The organism is Cupriavidus sp. PB-02, assembly GCF_058252315.1.
Genome location: NZ_CM177694.1, coordinates 3880142 through 3896144, shown reverse-complemented (window position 1 = coordinate 3896144; position 16003 = coordinate 3880142). Strand labels below are relative to the sequence as shown.

The 16003-nt window shown below is 66.7% G+C and carries 12 protein-coding genes and 1 rRNA gene; 9 read left to right on the top strand and 4 right to left on the bottom strand.

What is annotated here, in order from left to right; genetic code table 11:
• Positions 1-111: 111 nt before the first annotated feature.
• A 5S ribosomal RNA gene (rrf, locus tag AC10V3_RS18265) occupies positions 112-225 on the top strand.
• 285 nt (positions 226-510) lie between these two features.
• On the top strand, positions 511-1461 hold the full coding sequence (locus AC10V3_RS18260) for a DUF3047 domain-containing protein (RefSeq protein ID WP_022536711.1): 951 nt from the start codon (positions 511-513) through the stop codon (positions 1459-1461).
• A gap of 26 nt (positions 1462-1487) precedes the next feature.
• On the opposite strand, the gene AC10V3_RS18255 is transcribed toward AC10V3_RS18260, so the two are convergent.
• Both AC10V3_RS18255 and AC10V3_RS18250 read right to left on the bottom strand, forming a co-directional pair.
• Positions 1488-2513, bottom strand: coding sequence for a DUF2891 domain-containing protein (locus tag AC10V3_RS18255; RefSeq protein ID WP_022536710.1), 1026 nt, complete (start codon positions 2511-2513; stop codon positions 1488-1490).
• A 37-nt stretch (positions 2514-2550) separates the two neighbouring features.
• Entirely contained in the window at positions 2551-3744 is a 1194-nt protein-coding gene (locus tag AC10V3_RS18250; protein ID WP_022536709.1) for a M20 aminoacylase family protein, read from the bottom strand.
• 333 nt (positions 3745-4077) lie between these two features.
• Here AC10V3_RS18250 and AC10V3_RS18245 point away from each other — a divergent pair, with 333 nt between their 5' ends.
• The 5 genes from AC10V3_RS18245 (at position 4078) to AC10V3_RS18225 (ending at position 9840) form a co-directional block, all read left to right on the top strand.
• A complete protein-coding gene (locus tag AC10V3_RS18245) occupies positions 4078-5664 on the top strand; it encodes an ABC transporter substrate-binding protein (protein ID WP_022536708.1) in 1587 nt (528 codons plus the stop codon).
• Positions 5665-5820: 156 nt separating this feature from the next.
• Complete coding sequence (locus tag AC10V3_RS18240; protein ID WP_022536707.1) at positions 5821-6798, top strand: ABC transporter permease; 978 nt, start codon at positions 5821-5823, stop codon at positions 6796-6798.
• 3 nt (positions 6799-6801) lie between these two features.
• Complete coding sequence (locus AC10V3_RS18235; protein WP_022536706.1) at positions 6802-7758, top strand: ABC transporter permease; 957 nt, start codon at positions 6802-6804, stop codon at positions 7756-7758.
• A gap of 25 nt (positions 7759-7783) precedes the next feature.
• Complete coding sequence (locus AC10V3_RS18230; RefSeq protein ID WP_022536705.1) at positions 7784-8782, top strand: ABC transporter ATP-binding protein; 999 nt, start codon at positions 7784-7786, stop codon at positions 8780-8782.
• Between the two features lie 26 nt (positions 8783-8808).
• The gene (locus AC10V3_RS18225; RefSeq protein ID WP_041681614.1) at positions 8809-9840 is read left to right on the top strand and encodes an ABC transporter ATP-binding protein; all 1032 of its coding nucleotides are present in this window, start codon (positions 8809-8811) and stop codon (positions 9838-9840) included.
• A 73-nt stretch (positions 9841-9913) separates the two neighbouring features.
• On the opposite strand, the gene AC10V3_RS18220 is transcribed toward AC10V3_RS18225, so the two are convergent.
• Positions 9914-11125, bottom strand: a complete 1212-nt coding sequence (locus tag AC10V3_RS18220; protein WP_022536703.1) for an ABC transporter substrate-binding protein — start codon at positions 11123-11125, stop codon at positions 9914-9916.
• A 266-nt stretch (positions 11126-11391) separates the two neighbouring features.
• On the opposite strand from AC10V3_RS18220, the gene AC10V3_RS18215 reads away from it, so the two are divergent.
• Both AC10V3_RS18215 and AC10V3_RS18210 read left to right on the top strand, forming a co-directional pair.
• A complete protein-coding gene (locus AC10V3_RS18215) occupies positions 11392-13500 on the top strand; it encodes a molybdopterin-containing oxidoreductase family protein (RefSeq protein WP_022536702.1) in 2109 nt (702 codons plus the stop codon).
• Positions 13497-14633 carry an aminopeptidase gene (locus AC10V3_RS18210; protein WP_022536701.1) on the top strand — a complete coding sequence of 379 codons (1137 nt, stop codon included), beginning with the start codon at positions 13497-13499 and terminating at the stop codon, positions 14631-14633. The genes AC10V3_RS18215 and AC10V3_RS18210 overlap by 4 nt, the downstream gene beginning before the upstream one ends.
• Before the next feature lie 9 nt (positions 14634-14642).
• Here AC10V3_RS18210 and AC10V3_RS18205 read toward each other — a convergent pair whose 3' ends face one another.
• On the bottom strand, positions 14643-15956 hold the full coding sequence (locus AC10V3_RS18205) for a branched-chain amino acid ABC transporter substrate-binding protein (RefSeq protein ID WP_022536700.1): 1314 nt from the start codon (positions 15954-15956) through the stop codon (positions 14643-14645).
• Positions 15957-16003 lie beyond the last annotated feature (47 nt).

Here is a 16003-nt window from a genome sequence, read left to right as displayed (position 1 = left end):
CCTGGTGTGTGTGATCGCGACTGTGCCGAAACAGTTGACACAAGACGCACAACCCCAACTACATCCCTATTCGCAGCGTTGGCCTCAACCCCAGCGTTGCAACCCCTTATGCCTGGTGACCATAGCGAGTTGGAACCACCCCTTCCCATCCCGAACAGGTCCGTGAAACGACTCCGCGCCGATGATAGTGCGGATTACCCGTGTGAAAGTAGGTCATCGCCAGGCTCTTATACCGCAGAACCCCAGCCCTAACAGGCTGGGGTTTTTGCTTTGGGGGCGTGCGCATCTCATGCTCCTTCCATGTGACCCTCTGGCCGTTGCCGGTCGTTGTTTTCGTGCTGCATGCCGGGTCGTCCAGCATTCCGGCGGCGCCGACCTTCTGCTATGTTCGACACCCAAGTGCCCACGCTCGGCACGAAGTCGTTTGCAACAGCGTTTTGCAGCAAGCAGTGAGCAATAGCCAGGCCTTCGCCCAGGAAGCAAGGCCGGTTTCGGGATTCGAGGGGTTACATGACGGCCAAGGTGTTTCGGCTGGTTTTCACCGGCGCCGCCGGCGCGCTGCTGCTGGCAGGATGCGCTTCCACTCCTCCAACTTCCGCGGTTCCCTCAGGCGATAAGGCCCCCACGGCCGCCAGTTCCGCGATCGATTGCCAGGCTTTCGCCAGGCGCATGTCCGCACACGCGGCGGCGCAGGCGGTAGCCGAAGCGCGCGCCGTGTCGTCGCACAATCCGCTGAGCGCCGCCAATACCCGCGCGGTCGAGGCGGAATCCGGTGAAGACGGTGAGCCCGACGACGCCGCACCGCCCCCGATCCTCGCCACGCTGCCGTTGTTCTCCGCCGCAGAGCGCCGCGATCAGCTGCCGATCGGCTGGCAGCCCTGGACCATCAACCGCAACAAGGTCCCCACCCGCTATTCGATGGCCGAGGTCGACCAGCGCGTGGTCGTTCATGCGCAGGCCGAAAGCTCGGCCTCCGGCCTCTACGTGCCGCTGCGCGACCGCGATGCCGGCATGCTGCGCTGGACCTGGAAGACCAGCGGCATCATCCGCAACGCCGACAACAGCCATGGCCCGCGCGAGGATTCGCCGCTGCGCCTTTTCGTCGCCTTCGATGGCGACAAGGGCGGCCTGCCGCTGAAAGACCAGTTGATGTACGAGATGGCCCGGCTTACCACCGGCCGCGAAATGCCTTACGCCACGCTGATGTACATCTGGGGCGGCAGGCGTGTGGAAGGTACCGTGCTGTCAAATCCCCATACCGACCGTGTGCGCATGATCGTGGTAGATAGCGGTATGAAGCACACCAATGAGTGGCGATGCCATGAACGCGACCTGCGCGCCGACTACCGCAAGGCGTTCGGGACGGACCCGGGCCGCGTCATTGCGGTCGGCATCATGACCGATACCGACAACACCAAGAGCAAGGCGGAATCCTGGTACGGGGATATCGCACTGGACTGATGGCCGGCGCGCTGACGCAAGCAAGCTCAACCGCCGATCGGCTCGGCCATGGCGAGCACCGCAAAGGACGCCAGCCAGTGCGTGGACACATACTGGCCCTCGACGGCCTGGGGCAGCGAAGCGTCGATATGGTCTGACCAGGCACGGATAGCCAGGGGCCGCAGTGGCTCGGGCAGCGCCGGTTCCAGCAAGCGCCAGCACCAGGCGCGCGACAGATTGAGCCCGTCCAGGTGCGAGGTCTTGGGATCGCTGCGATTGCCGACCTCGACCGGCGTCAGCCAGTTGGCCAGTTCCGCCTGTGGCGGCACGAACAGTTCCCACCATTCCGCGAAAGCGCTGCCGTCCATCACGGCGTGCATCAACACGGCCTCTGTCATGCCGCCCGACAGGAACTCGTCGCCGCCGGGTTCATAGCGCGCCGGATATTTCCGATCATGCGCGAACCAGCGGTGCGCGCGCCGCACGATGGCGCGGCGCAGGGCGAGATCCTGGTGAGTCCGTGCATAGGACAGCGCCATCACCAGTGCGAAAGCACTGTTGTAGTGAGTACCGGTGCGCACCGGGAAATCCGCCGCATCCAGGAAATCCGCCAGTTGCCGCGCCAGATGGGAGGCCAGCGGCGCGCACGCCGCAGCCCAGGCGGCCGCCTGCGCGTCCTGTTGCGACAAGGCAAGCAACTCCGCCTGCAGCTTCAGCATCCAGCCCCAACCGTAAGGGCGTTCGAAGTTCCGCGAACCAGGCCGATGGAAATAGTCCAGTTCGACCGCGATGCCCTGCGGCCGCAACTGCGCGTCCAGCGTTTCGCGGATGCGCGGCGCGTCCTCGAGGTCAGGGAACAGCGCCAGCATCCGCGCCAGCAGCCAGTGCATGTGCACGCTGGAGTGCCAGTCATAGCTGCCGCAGAACACAGGATGCCAGGTCGCCGGCTCCGCCACGTCGCCGGCGCCGGCCATCATGTGATCCACCTTGTACGGATAGCGGCGCAGGACATTGTCCATGGCCACGCGCGCAAAGCTGCGCGCCGTCTCGCGATCCAGCGCCGAGCGGCCCATCGCTGAAGCTCCCCCTGTTATTGTCGATGTGCTGCCGTCACGCAGGTGCCAGCCATTTCTCCACCAGCCGCACGAAGAAGGTCGCGCCGACCGGCAGCAGTTCGTCGTTGAAGTCGTAGCTCGGGTTGTGCAGCATGCAGGGCCCGATGCCGTGCCCGGACTCGCGGTGCGCGCCGTCGCCGTTGCCCAGGAACAGGTAGCAGCCGGGCTTGTGCTGCAGCATGAAGGAGAAGTCCTCGGCGCCCATGGTGGGCTCGACGTCGCTGTCCACGTTGGCCGCGCCGACCAGTTCGGCCGCCACCGTGGCGGCAAAGCCAGACTCGGCTTCGCTGTTGATCGTCGGCGGATAGTTGCGGTGGAATTCGTATTCGATGGTGCAATCGAACGCCGTCGCCACCGCGCGCGCGACCTCTTCCATGCGCCGCTCGATCAGGTCGAGCACCGGCACCGTGAACGTGCGCACCGTGCCGCCGATCCAGGCCTGGTCCGGCACGATATTGGTCGCGTCGCCGGCATGGAACTGCGTGACCGAGATCACCGCGGTGTCGATCGGACGCTTGTTGCGGGTGATGATGCCTTGCAGCGCCGACACGATCTGCGCGGCGGTAAAGACCGGGTCGTTGCCGTTGTGCGGCATCGCGGCATGCGCGCCCTTGCCGCGCACGACGATGCGGAACTCGTTGCTCGATGCCATCAGCGGGCCCGCGCGGGTGCCGAAGGCACCGACCGGCATGCCCGGCCAGTTGTGCAGGCCGAACACCGCGTCGCACGGAAAGCGTTCGAACAGCCCGTCGTTGATCATCTCGCGCGCACCGCCGCCGCCTTCCTCGGCCGGCTGGAAGATCAGGTGCACGGTGCCATCAAAGGGCTTGTGCTGCGCCAGGTAGCGCGCCGCGCCGAGCAGCATCGCGGTGTGGCCATCGTGGCCGCAGGCGTGCATCTTGCCGGCGTGCTGCGAGCGGTGGCCGAAGGTATTGGCTTCCTGCAGCGGCAGCGCGTCCATGTCGGCGCGCAGGCCGATGGTGCGCCCGCTGCTGCCGTTGCGGATCACGCCGACCAGGCCGGTGGTGCCCAGGCCACGATGGACTTCGATGCCCCACGATTCCAGGTTGCGCGCGACCACGTCGGCGGTGCGCTGTTCCTCGAAGCAGAGTTCCGGGTGGGCGTGGATGTCGCGTCGGATTGCCTGGATTTCGGCTTGCGCCTGCAGGATTTCGGGTATGAGCTTCATGATGCCGGAGTCTGGGGCGGAAGGGGCCTGTGCCATGGAGCGCAAGGCGTTGGATACCCCGATCATACGATGCCTGCCCGCAAAGCGCCAAAATGCGGCGAAACATGCGCCGCCGCCGTTTTGGCGCGGTGCAATATGCCACGCGGGTGGGTTTCCCCGCATTGCCGCGGCATGTGCACTGCTGGAACAGTTCATGCTTGAAGTGCCCGGCCGGCAAATCCGTTGCTTTGCGTTGCGCTATCGCACCAAAACGCAGCGCCACCGCGTGACCCGTGGTGTGCGCGCATTGCCGATCCTTACGTCTGCTTCACTTCCTACAGGGAGAATTGCGCGATGTCCCTTCGCACTTTCAAGAAGGCAATTGGTGTGGTCGCGGTGACCGGGGCCCTTGGCCTGGCATTCGCCGGCAACGCCCAGGCCGCGGACCTCAAACTGGCCATGAGTTCGCCGCCGACCTCGATGGATCCGCACTTCTACAACCTGTTCTCCAATATCAACGTGTCGGAGCACGTGTTCGACTCGCTGGTCAAGATGGACCCGGACAGCCGCATCATCCCGGGCCTGGCCGAGTCCTGGAAACTGGTCAACAACCTCACCTGGGAATTCAAGATCCGCAAGGGCGTGAAGTTCCACGACGGCTCCGAGCTGACTACCGAGGACGTGGTCTGGTCGCTGGACCGCCCGGCCACCATCCAGAACAGCCCGGGCAAGTTCGACGTCTACACCAAGGCGATCGTCAACAAGAAGGTGATCGACAAGTACACCATCCAGCTGACTACCAACCAGCCTTACCCGCTGATGCTGAACGACCTGACGTCGATCTTCATCGTGCAGAAGAAGGCCACGCAGGGGCTCAGTTCCGACGATTTCGCGCAGGGCAAGGGCATGATCGGCACCGGCCCCTTCAAGTTCGTCAGCTATGCGCGCGACGACCGGGTCGAACTGGTGCGCAACAACGACTACTGGGGCGCCAAGCCCGCCTGGGACAAGGCGACGCTGCGCTTTATCCCCAACCCGGCCACGCGCCTGGCGGCGCTGCTGTCGGGCGACGTGCAGGCGATCGAGAACGTGCCCACGCCTGACCTGCCTAAGGTGCGGCAGGATCCCAAGCTGTCGTTCTTCTCCAAGATCTCGCACCGCGTGATCTACGTGTTCTTCGATGCCAAGCGCGACAAGTCGCCTTACGTCACCACCAAGGAAGGCGCGCCGATGGACAAGAACCCGCTGAAGGACGCGCGCGTGCGCAACGCCATCAGCATGGCCATCAACCGGCAGGGCATCAAGGACCGGCTGATGGAAGGCCTGTCCGAGCCGACCAACAACCTGGTGCCGCCCACGCTGTTCGGCTACAACCCCAACCTGAAGACCGTAAAGTACGACCCCGAGGGCGCCAAGAAGCTGCTGGCCGAGGCGGGCTACCCCAACGGCTTCGGCGTGACGCTGCATACGCCCAACAATCGCTACGTCAACGACGAGAAGATCGCGCAGACCATCGCCCAGAACCTGACCCGCATCGGCATCGCCACCAAGGTGGAAGGCATGCCGATGGCGACGTACTCGTCCAAGGGCATCAAGCATGAATGGTCGTTCGGCCTGCTCGGCTGGGGCGCGCAGACCGGCGAGGTCAGCTCGCCGCTGCGCGCGCTGCTGGCGTGCGAGGACAGCAAGAAGGGCTTCGGCACCACCAACTGGGGCGAGTACTGCAATCCCAAGATGGATGTGGTGCTGGAGAAGGCGCTGTCCACCGTGGACGATGGCGAGCGCTCCAAGCTGCTGCAAGAAGCCACCGCGATCGCGATCAACGATGGCGGTATCATCCCGATCCACCAGCAGGTGACCACCTGGGCCACGCAGAAGGGCATCGTCTACGTGCCGCGTACCGACGAGCGCACCTACGCGCATAACTTCAAGCCCCAGTAAGCGCCACCAAGAAGCGCTTACATGAACCGCGGCCTGCGGATTGCCTGCTGGCCGAGTTAGCGGTGCCGCGTACGGCTGCCGCGCCGCCCCCCGGGAGCGTTTTTGCGCTTCCCGGCGGTGGCGCGCATTTGCGCGCGAAAGGATAGTGGTTCCAACATGCTGGTCTTTATCATCCGGCGCCTGATGCAGAGCGTGGTCGTGCTCTTCGTCATGTCGCTGCTGGTTTTCCTCGGCGTCTTTGCCATCGGCAATCCCGTCGACATCCTGATCAACCCGCAGGCCGACCAGGAGGACATCAAGCGCACCATCGCGGCGCTGGGCCTGGACAAGCCGCTGTGGGAGCAATACTGGGTGTTCCTGCAAAACGCGCTGCAAGGCAACTTGGGGACCTCGTTCGCGCACGGCACGCCGGCGCTCAAGCTCATCTTCGAGCGCATGCCTGCCACCATGGAACTGGCCATCTGCGCCATCACGCTGGCCATCGTGCTGGGCATCCCGCTCGGCCTGTGGGCGGGGCTGCGGCCCAACGGCGTGGCCGGCAAGTCGATCATGACGGTGTCGATCCTGGGCTTCTCGCTGCCCACCTTCTGGGTCGGGCTGATGCTGATCATGGTGTTCGCGGTGCAGCTCGGCTGGCTGCCGTCCAACGGGCGCGGCGAGACCGTGCGCGTGCTCGGCATCCCGCTCAGCTTCCTGACCGTCGACGGCATCCGCCACCTGATCCTGCCGGCAGTGACGCTGTCGCTGCTGAATATCGCCATGGTGATCCGGCTCACGCGCGCCGGCACGCAGGAGGCGATGCTGCAGGACTACGTCAAGTTCGCGCGCGCCAAGGGCTTGTCGAACACCCGCATCGTCGGCGTGCACGTGCTGAAGAACATCCTGATCCCGATCGTCACCGTGATCGCGCTGCAGTTCGGCTCGATCATCGCCTTTGCGATCGTGACCGAATCGATCTTTGCCTGGCCCGGCATGGGCAAGCTGATCATCGACTCGATCCAGTTGCTCGACCGGCCGGTGATCGTCGCCTACCTGATGGTGATCGTAACGCTGTTTATCCTGATCAACCTGGCGGTGGACATCGTCTACAGCATGCTCGATCCGCGCGTGCGCATTGCCGACAACAAGGGCTGAGCCATGACTGCCGTATCCGTGGAACAAGAGGGCAAAACGCCGAAGGACGCGCCGGGGCTGCCCGGCGCACCCGCCGCGGCGCGTGAGCAAACGCCGTGGCGGCGCTTTGCGGCGGAGTTCTTCTCCAGCAAGATCGCCGTGGCCGGGCTGGTGACGCTGATCACGATCATCCTGATCGCGATCCTGGCCCCGTGGCTGGCACCGCAAAACCCATATGACCTGGCCACGCTGGACGTGCTCGACGCGCGCCTGGCACCGGGCGAGAAAGCCGGCGATGGCATGACCTTCCTGCTGGGCTCGGACGAGCAGGGCCGCGACATCCTGTCGGCGGTGATGTACGGCCTGCGCATCAGCATCGGCGTGGGCGTGGTCAGCACCGTGATCGCGCTGCTGCTGGGCGCCACGCTCGGCCTGCTGGCCGGTTTCCTGGGCGGGCGCACCGAGGCCTTCATCATGCGCGTGGCCGACCTGCAGCTGTCGTTCCCGCCGATCCTGCTGGCGCTGATCCTGCTGGCGTTCCTGCGCCCGGGGCTGGGCAATATCGTGATCGCGCTGGTGGCGGTGCAGTGGGCCTACTACGCGCGCACCACGCGCAGCGCGGCGCTGGTGGAGCGGCGCAAGGAATATATCGAGGCGGCCACCTGCCTGGGCCTGCCGCCGATGCGCATCATGTTCCGCCACCTGCTGCCCAACTGCCTGCCGCCGCTGATCGTGATCGCGGCGCTGCAGGTGGCCTCGGCGATCACGCTGGAGGCGACGCTGTCCTTCCTCGGGCTGGGCGTGCCGGTCACCGAGCCCTCGCTGGGCTCGCTGATCTCCAACGGCCAGCAGTACATGCTGTCGGGCAAATACTGGATCAGCTTCTTCCCGGGCATCGCGCTGGTGGTCACCATCGTGGCGATGAACCTGGTGGCCGACCAGTTGCGCGATGTCCTCAACCCGCGTCTGCAGACGCAATAACGGACGCAAACACGGGGAGCGGAACATGGCACAACCGACGCTGGTGGTCGAACACCTGAAAACGCATTTCTACACGCGCGGCGGCATTGCCAAGGCCGTCGACGACGTTTCCTTCTCCGTGGGCCGCGGCGAGATCATGGGGCTGGTGGGCGAGTCCGGCTCGGGTAAGTCCATGACCGGCTATTCAATCATGGGACTGATCGACCCGCCCGGCAAGATCGTCGACGGCCGCATCGCACTGACCAGCCGCGACGGCGTCACGCGCGACCTGCGCGCGCTGACGCCCGCGCAGCAGCGCGACGTGCGCGGCAACCGCATCGCGATGATCTTCCAGGACCCGATGATGACGCTGAACCCGGTCCTGCGCATCGACACGCAGATGATCGAGGCGGTGCTGGCGCACGAGAACGTGGGCAAGGCGGTGGCGCGCGAGCGCGCGCGCAACGCGCTGGCGCGGGTCGGTATCCCGTCGCCGGACGAGCGCCTGCAGGCCTACCCACACCAGTTCTCGGGCGGCATGCGCCAGCGCGTGGCGATCGCCATCGCGCTGTTGAACAAGCCCGACCTGATCATTGCCGACGAGCCCACCACCGCGCTGGATGTCACCATCCAGGGCCAGATCCTGTACGAGATGCAGACACTGTGCCGCGAGTCGGGTACCGCGCTGATCTGGATCACCCACGACTTGTCGGTGGTGGCGGGGCTGGCCGATACGGTCTGCGTGATGTACGCCGGCAAGATCGTCGAGGCGGGCGACGTGCGCCAGGTGCTGGAGCATCCCGAGCACCCGTACACGCACGGCCTGATCGGCTCGGCGCCCTCGCGCAATCCGCGCGGCACTCCGCTGCGGCAGATCCCGGGCATGACGCCGTCGCTGCTTAACCTGCCCGGTGGCTGTTCGTTCCGCGAGCGCTGCCCGTACGCGACTGCCGCCTGCAAGATCGAGCCGCCGCTGGAAAACGCTGCCGACGGCCGCCGCCTGCGCTGCTTCCATCCGGTGCTGGCCAACCAGGAGGCGGCATGAGCGCAACCGAACTGCAATCCCGACCGATGACGAACACGGTCGCTGACGATGGGGGCACGCCAGCTGCGCCGATCCTGGAGTTGCGCGGCGTGTCCAAGCGCTTCGTCAAGTCTCTCGATGTCGCGGCGCGCATCGCCAACCTGTTCGGCGCCCATGCGCACGAAGAGGTGGTGCATGCGGTCGACCGCGTCGACCTGAGCATCCGTGCCGGCGAGGTGGTCGGCTTGGTTGGCGAGTCCGGCTGCGGCAAGTCCACGCTGGGCCGCATGGCCGTGGGCCTGCACACGCTGACCGAAGGCGAGCGCTTCTGGCGGGGCACCAACCTTGACCACCTGCCGCCGGACAAGCGCCGCGAGAAGCAACTCGCGATCCAGATGATCTTCCAGGATCCGTACGCCTCGCTCAATCCGCGGCTGCGCGTGCTCGATATCGTCGGCGAGGCGCCGGTGGTGCATGGCATGGTCGAGCGCGGCGGGCAGAAGGCCTATGTCGAAGACATGCTGGTTCGCGTGGGCATGGACCCGACCGTGCTGCGGCGCTTCCCGCACCAGTTCTCCGGCGGGCAGCGCGCGCGCATCGGCATTGCGCGGGCGCTGGCGGTAAAGCCGGAATTCCTGGTATGCGATGAGTCGGTGGCGGCGCTGGATGTGTCGATCCAGGCCCAGGTACTGAACCTGTTCATGCGGCTGCGTGAAGAGCTGAACCTGACCTACCTGTTCATCAGCCATGACCTGGGCGTGGTCAAGCACATCAGCGACCGCGTGGTGATCATGTACCTGGGGCGGGTGGTGGAGTCGGCGCCGACCGAGGATGTCTTTGCCGCGCCAAACCATCCGTATACGCAGGCACTGCTGGCCGAGGCGCCCAAGCTGGAGGTCGCCAAGAAAACCTACGTGGCGATCCGCGGCGAGATCCCGTCGCCGCTGAATCCGCCGCCGGGGTGCCACTTCCACCCGCGTTGCCCTTATGCGATGCCGCGTTGCCGGGAGGAGCAGCCGATGTTGAAGGAGATTGCGCCGTTGCGGTTTTCGGCGTGTCACCTGAATGACATGAAGTAGGGGCGGTGGTCAGCGATCCCAAAACGGTAAGGGGGCCCTCGGGCCCCCTTTGCGTTGGCGATGCAGCTGCGCCTCAGCGGATCACCTGCCCCTTCGAATTAATAATCGTCATCTCCACGAACTTCGACCCCACGTGGTTCTCCGGCGTGAAGTTGACGATAAACCCGCCCAGGTCATGGCTGCGCATCGATTCCAGCGCCGTCACCAGCTTTTCGCGCGTCAGGTCCTTCCCAGCGCGGCGCAAGCCTTCGGTAAAAGCCTTGGCGGCGACGAAGCCCTCGATACTGGCGTAGTCGAACTCATTGGGCCGGCCGGCGGCCTGCAGCAGCCGCAGGTATTCGCGCACCACCGGCAGCGTGGCGTTGCCCGGATGCGGCATCACCTGCGAGATGATCACGCCGCTGCCCTTGGCGCCGACCTCGTTGGCCAGCGCCTGCGTGCCAACGAACGAGACGTTGTAAAACTGGCCGTTGTAGCCGCGGCGCAGCGCTTCCTTGACGAAAGAGCCCGCCGTGCGATACGCGCTGATCATCACGATGGCGTCCGGCGTCGCCTTGATCACGCCCTGCATGGCGTCGCCGATCTCCATCGTATTGCGCACCACGGCCTCGCGCGCAACCAGCTGCACGCCGCTGTCGGCCGCTGGCTTTAGCGCGCGCTCGAGCTCCTCGAGCTCGGCCTTGCCATAGGCATCATCGTTGTAGACCACGGCCACGCGTTTCAGGCCGGTGGTCTGGATCTGGCGCAGGATCGCCGTGGCCTCGTCGTTGTAGCCGGCGCGGACGTGGAAGACGTAGCGGTTGCGCGGCTCGCGCACCGAGCGTGCGCCGGTGTACGGGCCAAAGAACGGCACCTTCGCCTGGATCGCCAGCGGCAGCGCGGCCTGGCTGGTGGGCGTGCCGACGTAGCCGAACAGGGCGAAGACGCGGTCTTCCTCGATCAGTTTCCTGGTGTTCTTGGCGGCCGGCTCGGGCTCATAGTAGTCGTCCAGCGCCTCGATGCGGATCTTGCGGCCGTAGATGCCGCCCTGCTGGTTGATGTGATCGAAATACAGCCGCGCGCCCGCGTTCATCTGCTTGCCGAGCGAGGCAGCGGGCCCGGTCAGCGCGGCGGATTGTCCCAGCAGGATGGTGTCGGCGGTGACGCCGATTTCAGAAGTGGCGGCAGCGCCGGCCGCATTGGATGCGATGGCAGCGCCGCTAGCGCCCACCATGCCGCCCGCGCCGATGGCGCACGCCACCAGCAGGCCGGCAAGCCGGCCGTTGACCCCGGATCGGAAAGACATAAACCCCCGCGAAATTGTGGTTCGGTTACCCGTGTTACCCGTTCGCCGCCGTTGGCCGGTCTGCGCCGGCGTGGTGCGGCAGGGCGCGCCGGCACATCATAATCGAATACAATCGGACCGAGATACTCCCCGCCATCGCCCCGCACGGACGGGGACGCGCCGCCCCGCCGGCGCGGCGCAAGCCCCCCCTGCCAGGCGGGCCTGCGCCAGTCCCACCTGTTCCGTACAATCGAACAAAAATCACCGACCGCCCGCCCGGAGACCCCATGGCTTCCCGCATCGTCCGCGCCGCCTGCCCGCATGACTGCCCCGACACCTGTGCCTTGCTCGTCACCGTCGAGGACGGCCGCGCCACCAAGGTGGCGGGCGATCCCGACCATCCCGGCACCCAGGGCGTGCTGTGCACCAAGGTGTCGCGCTATGCCGAGCGCACCTACCACCCGGACCGCCTGCTGACGCCGATGAAGCGCGTCGGCAAGAAGGGTGAGGGGAAATTCGCCCCGATCTCCTGGGACGAGGCGCTCGACACCATCGCCAACCGCCTGCAGGGTATCGCCACGCGTGATCCGCAGGCCATCGTGCCATACAGCTACGCCGGCACCATGGGACTGGTGCAGGGCGAAAGCATGGCCGCGCGCTTCTTCCACAAGCTGGGCGCGTCGCGGCTGGATCGCACTATCTGCGCCAACGCCGGCGCCACCGCGTTGCGCTATACCTACGGCGCCAGCGTTGGCATGGACATGGAGCATGTGGTCGATGCGAAGCTGGTGATCATCTGGGGCGGCAACCCGATCGCCTCCAACCTGCACTTCTGGACACGCGCGCAAGAGGCCAAGCGGCGCGGCGCCACGCTGGTGGCGATCGACCCGTACCGCTCGCTGACCGCCGAGAAGTGCCACCGCCATATCGCGCTGATGCCAGGCACCGACGGCGCGCTGGCGCTGGCGATGATCCACGTGCTGATCCGCGATGACCTGCTCGACCATAACTACATCGAACGCCACACCGTGGGCTTCGAGGCGCTGCGCGAGCGCGCGCAGGCCTTCACCCCGGCGCGTGCGGCCGAGATCTGCGGCATTCCCGTGGAGGATATCGAGTGGCTCGCAGGCCTCTACGGCCAACTGGCCGTGCGCGAGCGCCAGCCGGTGGCGATCCGCCTGAACTACGGCATGCAGCGCGTGCACGGCGGCGGGCAGGCGGTGCGCGCGGTGGCGTGCCTGCCGTCGCTGGTGGGTGCATGGCGCCAGGCCGCGGGCGGGCTGCAGTTGTCGACCTCGGGTTTCTTCCCGGTCAACGAAGCGGCACTGCAACGCCCGGACCTGTTGCCGGGGTGGCCCAAGACGCTGCCGCGCATCGTCAACATGAGCACCATCGGCGATGCGCTGCTCGACCCGGGCACCGACGGCGCGCCGCGCATCGAGGCGGTGGTGGTCTACAACAGCAACCCGGTCGCCGTCGCGCCCGAATCCGGCAAGGTGGCCGAAGGCTTCGCCCGCGAAGACCTGTTCACGGTGGTGCTGGAGCACTTCCGCACCGACACCGCCGACTACGCCGACATCCTGCTCCCGGCCACCACGCAGCTCGAGCATACCGACGTGCACAAGGCCTACGGCCACACCTATTTCCTGGCCAACAATGCCGCGATCTCGCCGGTGGGCGAGGCGCTCCCCAACACCGAGATCTTCCGCCGCCTGGCGCAGCGCATGGGCTTCAATGACCCGTGCTTCGCCGACAGCGACGAGGACATCGCCGCGCAAGCGATCATCCCGGGCGATGCGCGTGCCGCCGGCATAACGTGGGAATCGCTGAAGGCGCAGGGCTGGCAGAAGCTGGCGCTGCCGGCGGCGCCGTTCGCCGAGGGCGGCTTTCCCACGGCGTCGGGCAAGTGCCAGTTCTATTCGGAGCCGATGCTGGACGACGGTCTCGACCCGCTGCCCGACTACGTGCCGCAGTACGAAGCGCCGTCGACCGCGCCCGACCTGGCCGCGCGCTACCCGCTGGCGATGATCTCGCCGCCGGCGCGCAACTTCCTCAACAGCTCCTTCGTCAACGTCGACAGTCTGCGCGCCACCGAAGGCGAGCCGCACCTGGACATCCACCCGGCCGACGCCGCCGAGCGCGGCATCGTGCACGGCGCCATGGTGCGCGCATTCAATGACCGCGGCAGCATGGTGGCGCGCGCCCGCGTCACCGACCGCGCCCGGCGCGGGCTGGTGGTGGGGCTGTCGATCTGGTGGAAGAAGCTCGCCTCGGACGGCAAGAACGCCAACGAGCTGACCAGCCAGCGCCTGACCGACCTGGGCCGCGCGCCGGTGTTCTATGACTGCCTGGTGCAGGTGGAGGCCTGCCCGGAACCGACCCCAATCCAGGCATGAAGCAGCGGCCCGGCCGCCGGCGCGGGGCGGTACTCCTGGCGGCGACGGGCCTGGTGGCACTGGCCCTGCTGACGGCCGGGTGCGAGACCGTGGGCTATTACGCGCAGTCGATCGGCGGCCATCTGGGCGTGATGGCGCAGGCGCAGCCGCTGACCGACGCCATCGCCAGCGCGCGCGACGCCAACGACGCGCGCCTGGCGCAGCGGCTGGCCCTGGCGGGCCGCATCCGCGACTATGCCTCGCGCGAACTGAAGCTGCCCGACAACGGCAGCTACCGCCGCTACGCCAACCTGCATCGGCCGTATGTGGTGTGGAGCGTATTCGCCACGCCCGAGCTGTCGATGGACCTGCACAAGTGGTGTTTCCCCATCGTCGGCTGCATCAGCTACCGCGGCTACTACGCGCAGTCCGATGCCGAGCAGTACGCACAAAGCCTGCGCCGCGACGGGTATGAGGCCTATGTGGCCGGCATCCCCGCGTATTCGACGCTCGGCTATTTCGACGACCCGCTGCTCAATACCTTCGTCTACCTGCCCGAAGGCGAACTGGCGCGGCTGATCTTCCATGAGCTGGCGCACCAGGTGGTCTACGTGCGCAACGACACCGCCTTCAACGAGTCCTTTGCCACCGCGGTGGAAGGCGCCGGCGTGGAGCGCTGGCTGGCCGAGGATGCCTCCGAGGACGCGCGCGCCAGCTATCGCCAGTACGACGCCCGGCGCCAGCAGTTCCGTGCGCTGCTGCTGGCCACCCGCGACCGGTTGGCGGCGCTTTACCTGACACCGCTGGACGAGAACGCCAAGCGCGAGGGCAAGGCGGCGATCTTTGCCGACCTGCGCGCGCAGTACGCGCGGCTGAAGACGGAGTGGGGCGGCTACACCGGCTACGACCGCTGGTTCGACCAGCCGCTGACCAACGCGCACCTGGCGGCGGTGGCGACATACCAGCAGTGGGTGCCGGCCTTTACGGCGCTGCTGGCGCAGTGCGACGGCGACTGGCGCCGCTTCTATATGGAGGCGGGGCGCATCGGCGCGCTGCCCGCCGCCGAGCGCGAGGCCGCGCTGCAGCGGCTGGCCCCGCCGGCCACGCGCGTCGATACGCTGACCGCTAGCGGCAAGGCGGCTGAAGCCGACTAGCCGCCTGGCTCAGGCGCCGACCGGTCGCTTCATCCGGCATGCCGACGGCAGGTCCAGCGCCTTGGCCGGCGTGGTGCTGTCGAGGCGGAAGCCGTACTGCGTGCCTTCCGCGCCCACCTTCACCGTCTTGCCATCAACCGGCGCCACCGTCGACACCACCTGCGGCAGCAGCAACTGGTGATCGCTCTTGCGCATCACCACCTCGCCCAGCGCGGTGCGGGTCTGCAGGCCCTCCAGCGCCAGCGCGACCTTGGTGGGATCGTCCGTGCCGGCGCGGCGCATCGCCTCGCTGACCATCTGCACCGACACCAGCACGCGCGGCGCAAAGTACTCGCCCGCGGCGGTCTGCTTCACGCGCGCGGCCAGTGGCGCCAGCACCGCGTCATCGCCATTGGGCAGCCATTCCGAGACCCAGGTAAGCCGCCCGGTCTTCGCCTGCGACACCGCCAGTACCGTGCCCGGCGCGCCGCCGCCGCTGTGGTTCAGGTAGCGCACGTCATAGCCCATATCGCCGGCAGCCTTGATCAGCAGGCTCAGGTCCTGACCCCAGTTGCCGGTGACCACGGTATCGGCACCGCTCGCCTTGACCTTGCCGATATAGGGCGCGAAGTCCTTCACCTTGCCCAGCGGATGCAGCGTCTCGCCGACGATCCTGGTGTCGGGGCGCGCGTTGGTGATCATCTGCTGGCCGAGCGCCGCCCACACGCGGCCGTGCGCATAATCCTGGTTCAGCAGGTAGAGCTTGTGGATGTCCTTTTGCTCGCGCGCGAAGTCCGCCAGCGCGCGCATCTTCATCGTGGTATTGGCCTCGGTGGCGAAGTGCCAGAAGCTGCAGCGCGCGCCGGTCAGGTCCGGGTCGATCGAGGCGTAATTGACGATCAGGATGCGCTTGTCGGGGTTGCGCTCGTTGTGACGGGTAGCGGCCTCGACCAGTGCCGTCACCACCGATGAGCCCGAGCCGCCGGTGAACACGATCTTCGCGCCGGCATCGATCGCGCTTTGCAGCGCCGACAGGCTGTCCTGCGCCGAGAGCTTGTTGTCGTAGCTGATCAGCTCGTACTTGCGCCCCAGCACGCCGCCCTGCGCGTTGGCGTCGTCGAGCGCGAACTTCAGGTTGGCCTGGAAGATCTCGCCGACGTTGGCCAGCGGCCCCGAGAGCTGGTCGATAAAGGCGACCTTGATCGGCGCGCTGGTGGCCTGCGCCGATGCCGCGGCAGGTGCGAGGGCAATCAGTGCGGCAGTCGCGAGCGTGGCCAGCGGACGAACCTTGCGGGCCTTGCCGGGTTTGGCGCGTGCGGGCAGGGCAGTGGCGGTGCTGTGCATCAGGTGTCTCCTCCTGTGTCGGATGCTGGGTCGAATGGTCAAGCCCG

Bases quoted from the DNA above. Each gene is read 5' to 3' on its own strand.
- AC10V3_RS18260 (WP_022536711.1), top strand. From the start codon at position 511: ATGACGGCCAAGGTGTTTCGGCTGGTTTTCACCGGCGCCGCCGGCGCG.
- AC10V3_RS18255 (WP_022536710.1), bottom strand. From the start codon at position 2,513: ATGGGCCGCTCGGCGCTGGATCGCGAGACGGCGCGCAGCTTTGCGCGC.
- AC10V3_RS18250 (WP_022536709.1), bottom strand. From the start codon at position 3,744: ATGAAGCTCATACCCGAAATCCTGCAGGCGCAAGCCGAAATCCAGGCA.
- AC10V3_RS18245 (WP_022536708.1), top strand. From the start codon at position 4,078: ATGTCCCTTCGCACTTTCAAGAAGGCAATTGGTGTGGTCGCGGTGACC.
- AC10V3_RS18240 (WP_022536707.1), top strand. From the start codon at position 5,821: ATGCTGGTCTTTATCATCCGGCGCCTGATGCAGAGCGTGGTCGTGCTC.
- AC10V3_RS18235 (WP_022536706.1), top strand. From the start codon at position 6,802: ATGACTGCCGTATCCGTGGAACAAGAGGGCAAAACGCCGAAGGACGCG.
- AC10V3_RS18230 (WP_022536705.1), top strand. From the start codon at position 7,784: ATGGCACAACCGACGCTGGTGGTCGAACACCTGAAAACGCATTTCTAC.
- AC10V3_RS18225 (WP_041681614.1), top strand. From the start codon at position 8,809: ATGACGAACACGGTCGCTGACGATGGGGGCACGCCAGCTGCGCCGATC.
- AC10V3_RS18220 (WP_022536703.1), bottom strand. From the start codon at position 11,125: ATGTCTTTCCGATCCGGGGTCAACGGCCGGCTTGCCGGCCTGCTGGTG.
- AC10V3_RS18215 (WP_022536702.1), top strand. From the start codon at position 11,392: ATGGCTTCCCGCATCGTCCGCGCCGCCTGCCCGCATGACTGCCCCGAC.
- AC10V3_RS18210 (WP_022536701.1), top strand. From the start codon at position 13,497: ATGAAGCAGCGGCCCGGCCGCCGGCGCGGGGCGGTACTCCTGGCGGCG.
- AC10V3_RS18205 (WP_022536700.1), bottom strand. From the start codon at position 15,956: ATGCACAGCACCGCCACTGCCCTGCCCGCACGCGCCAAACCCGGCAAG.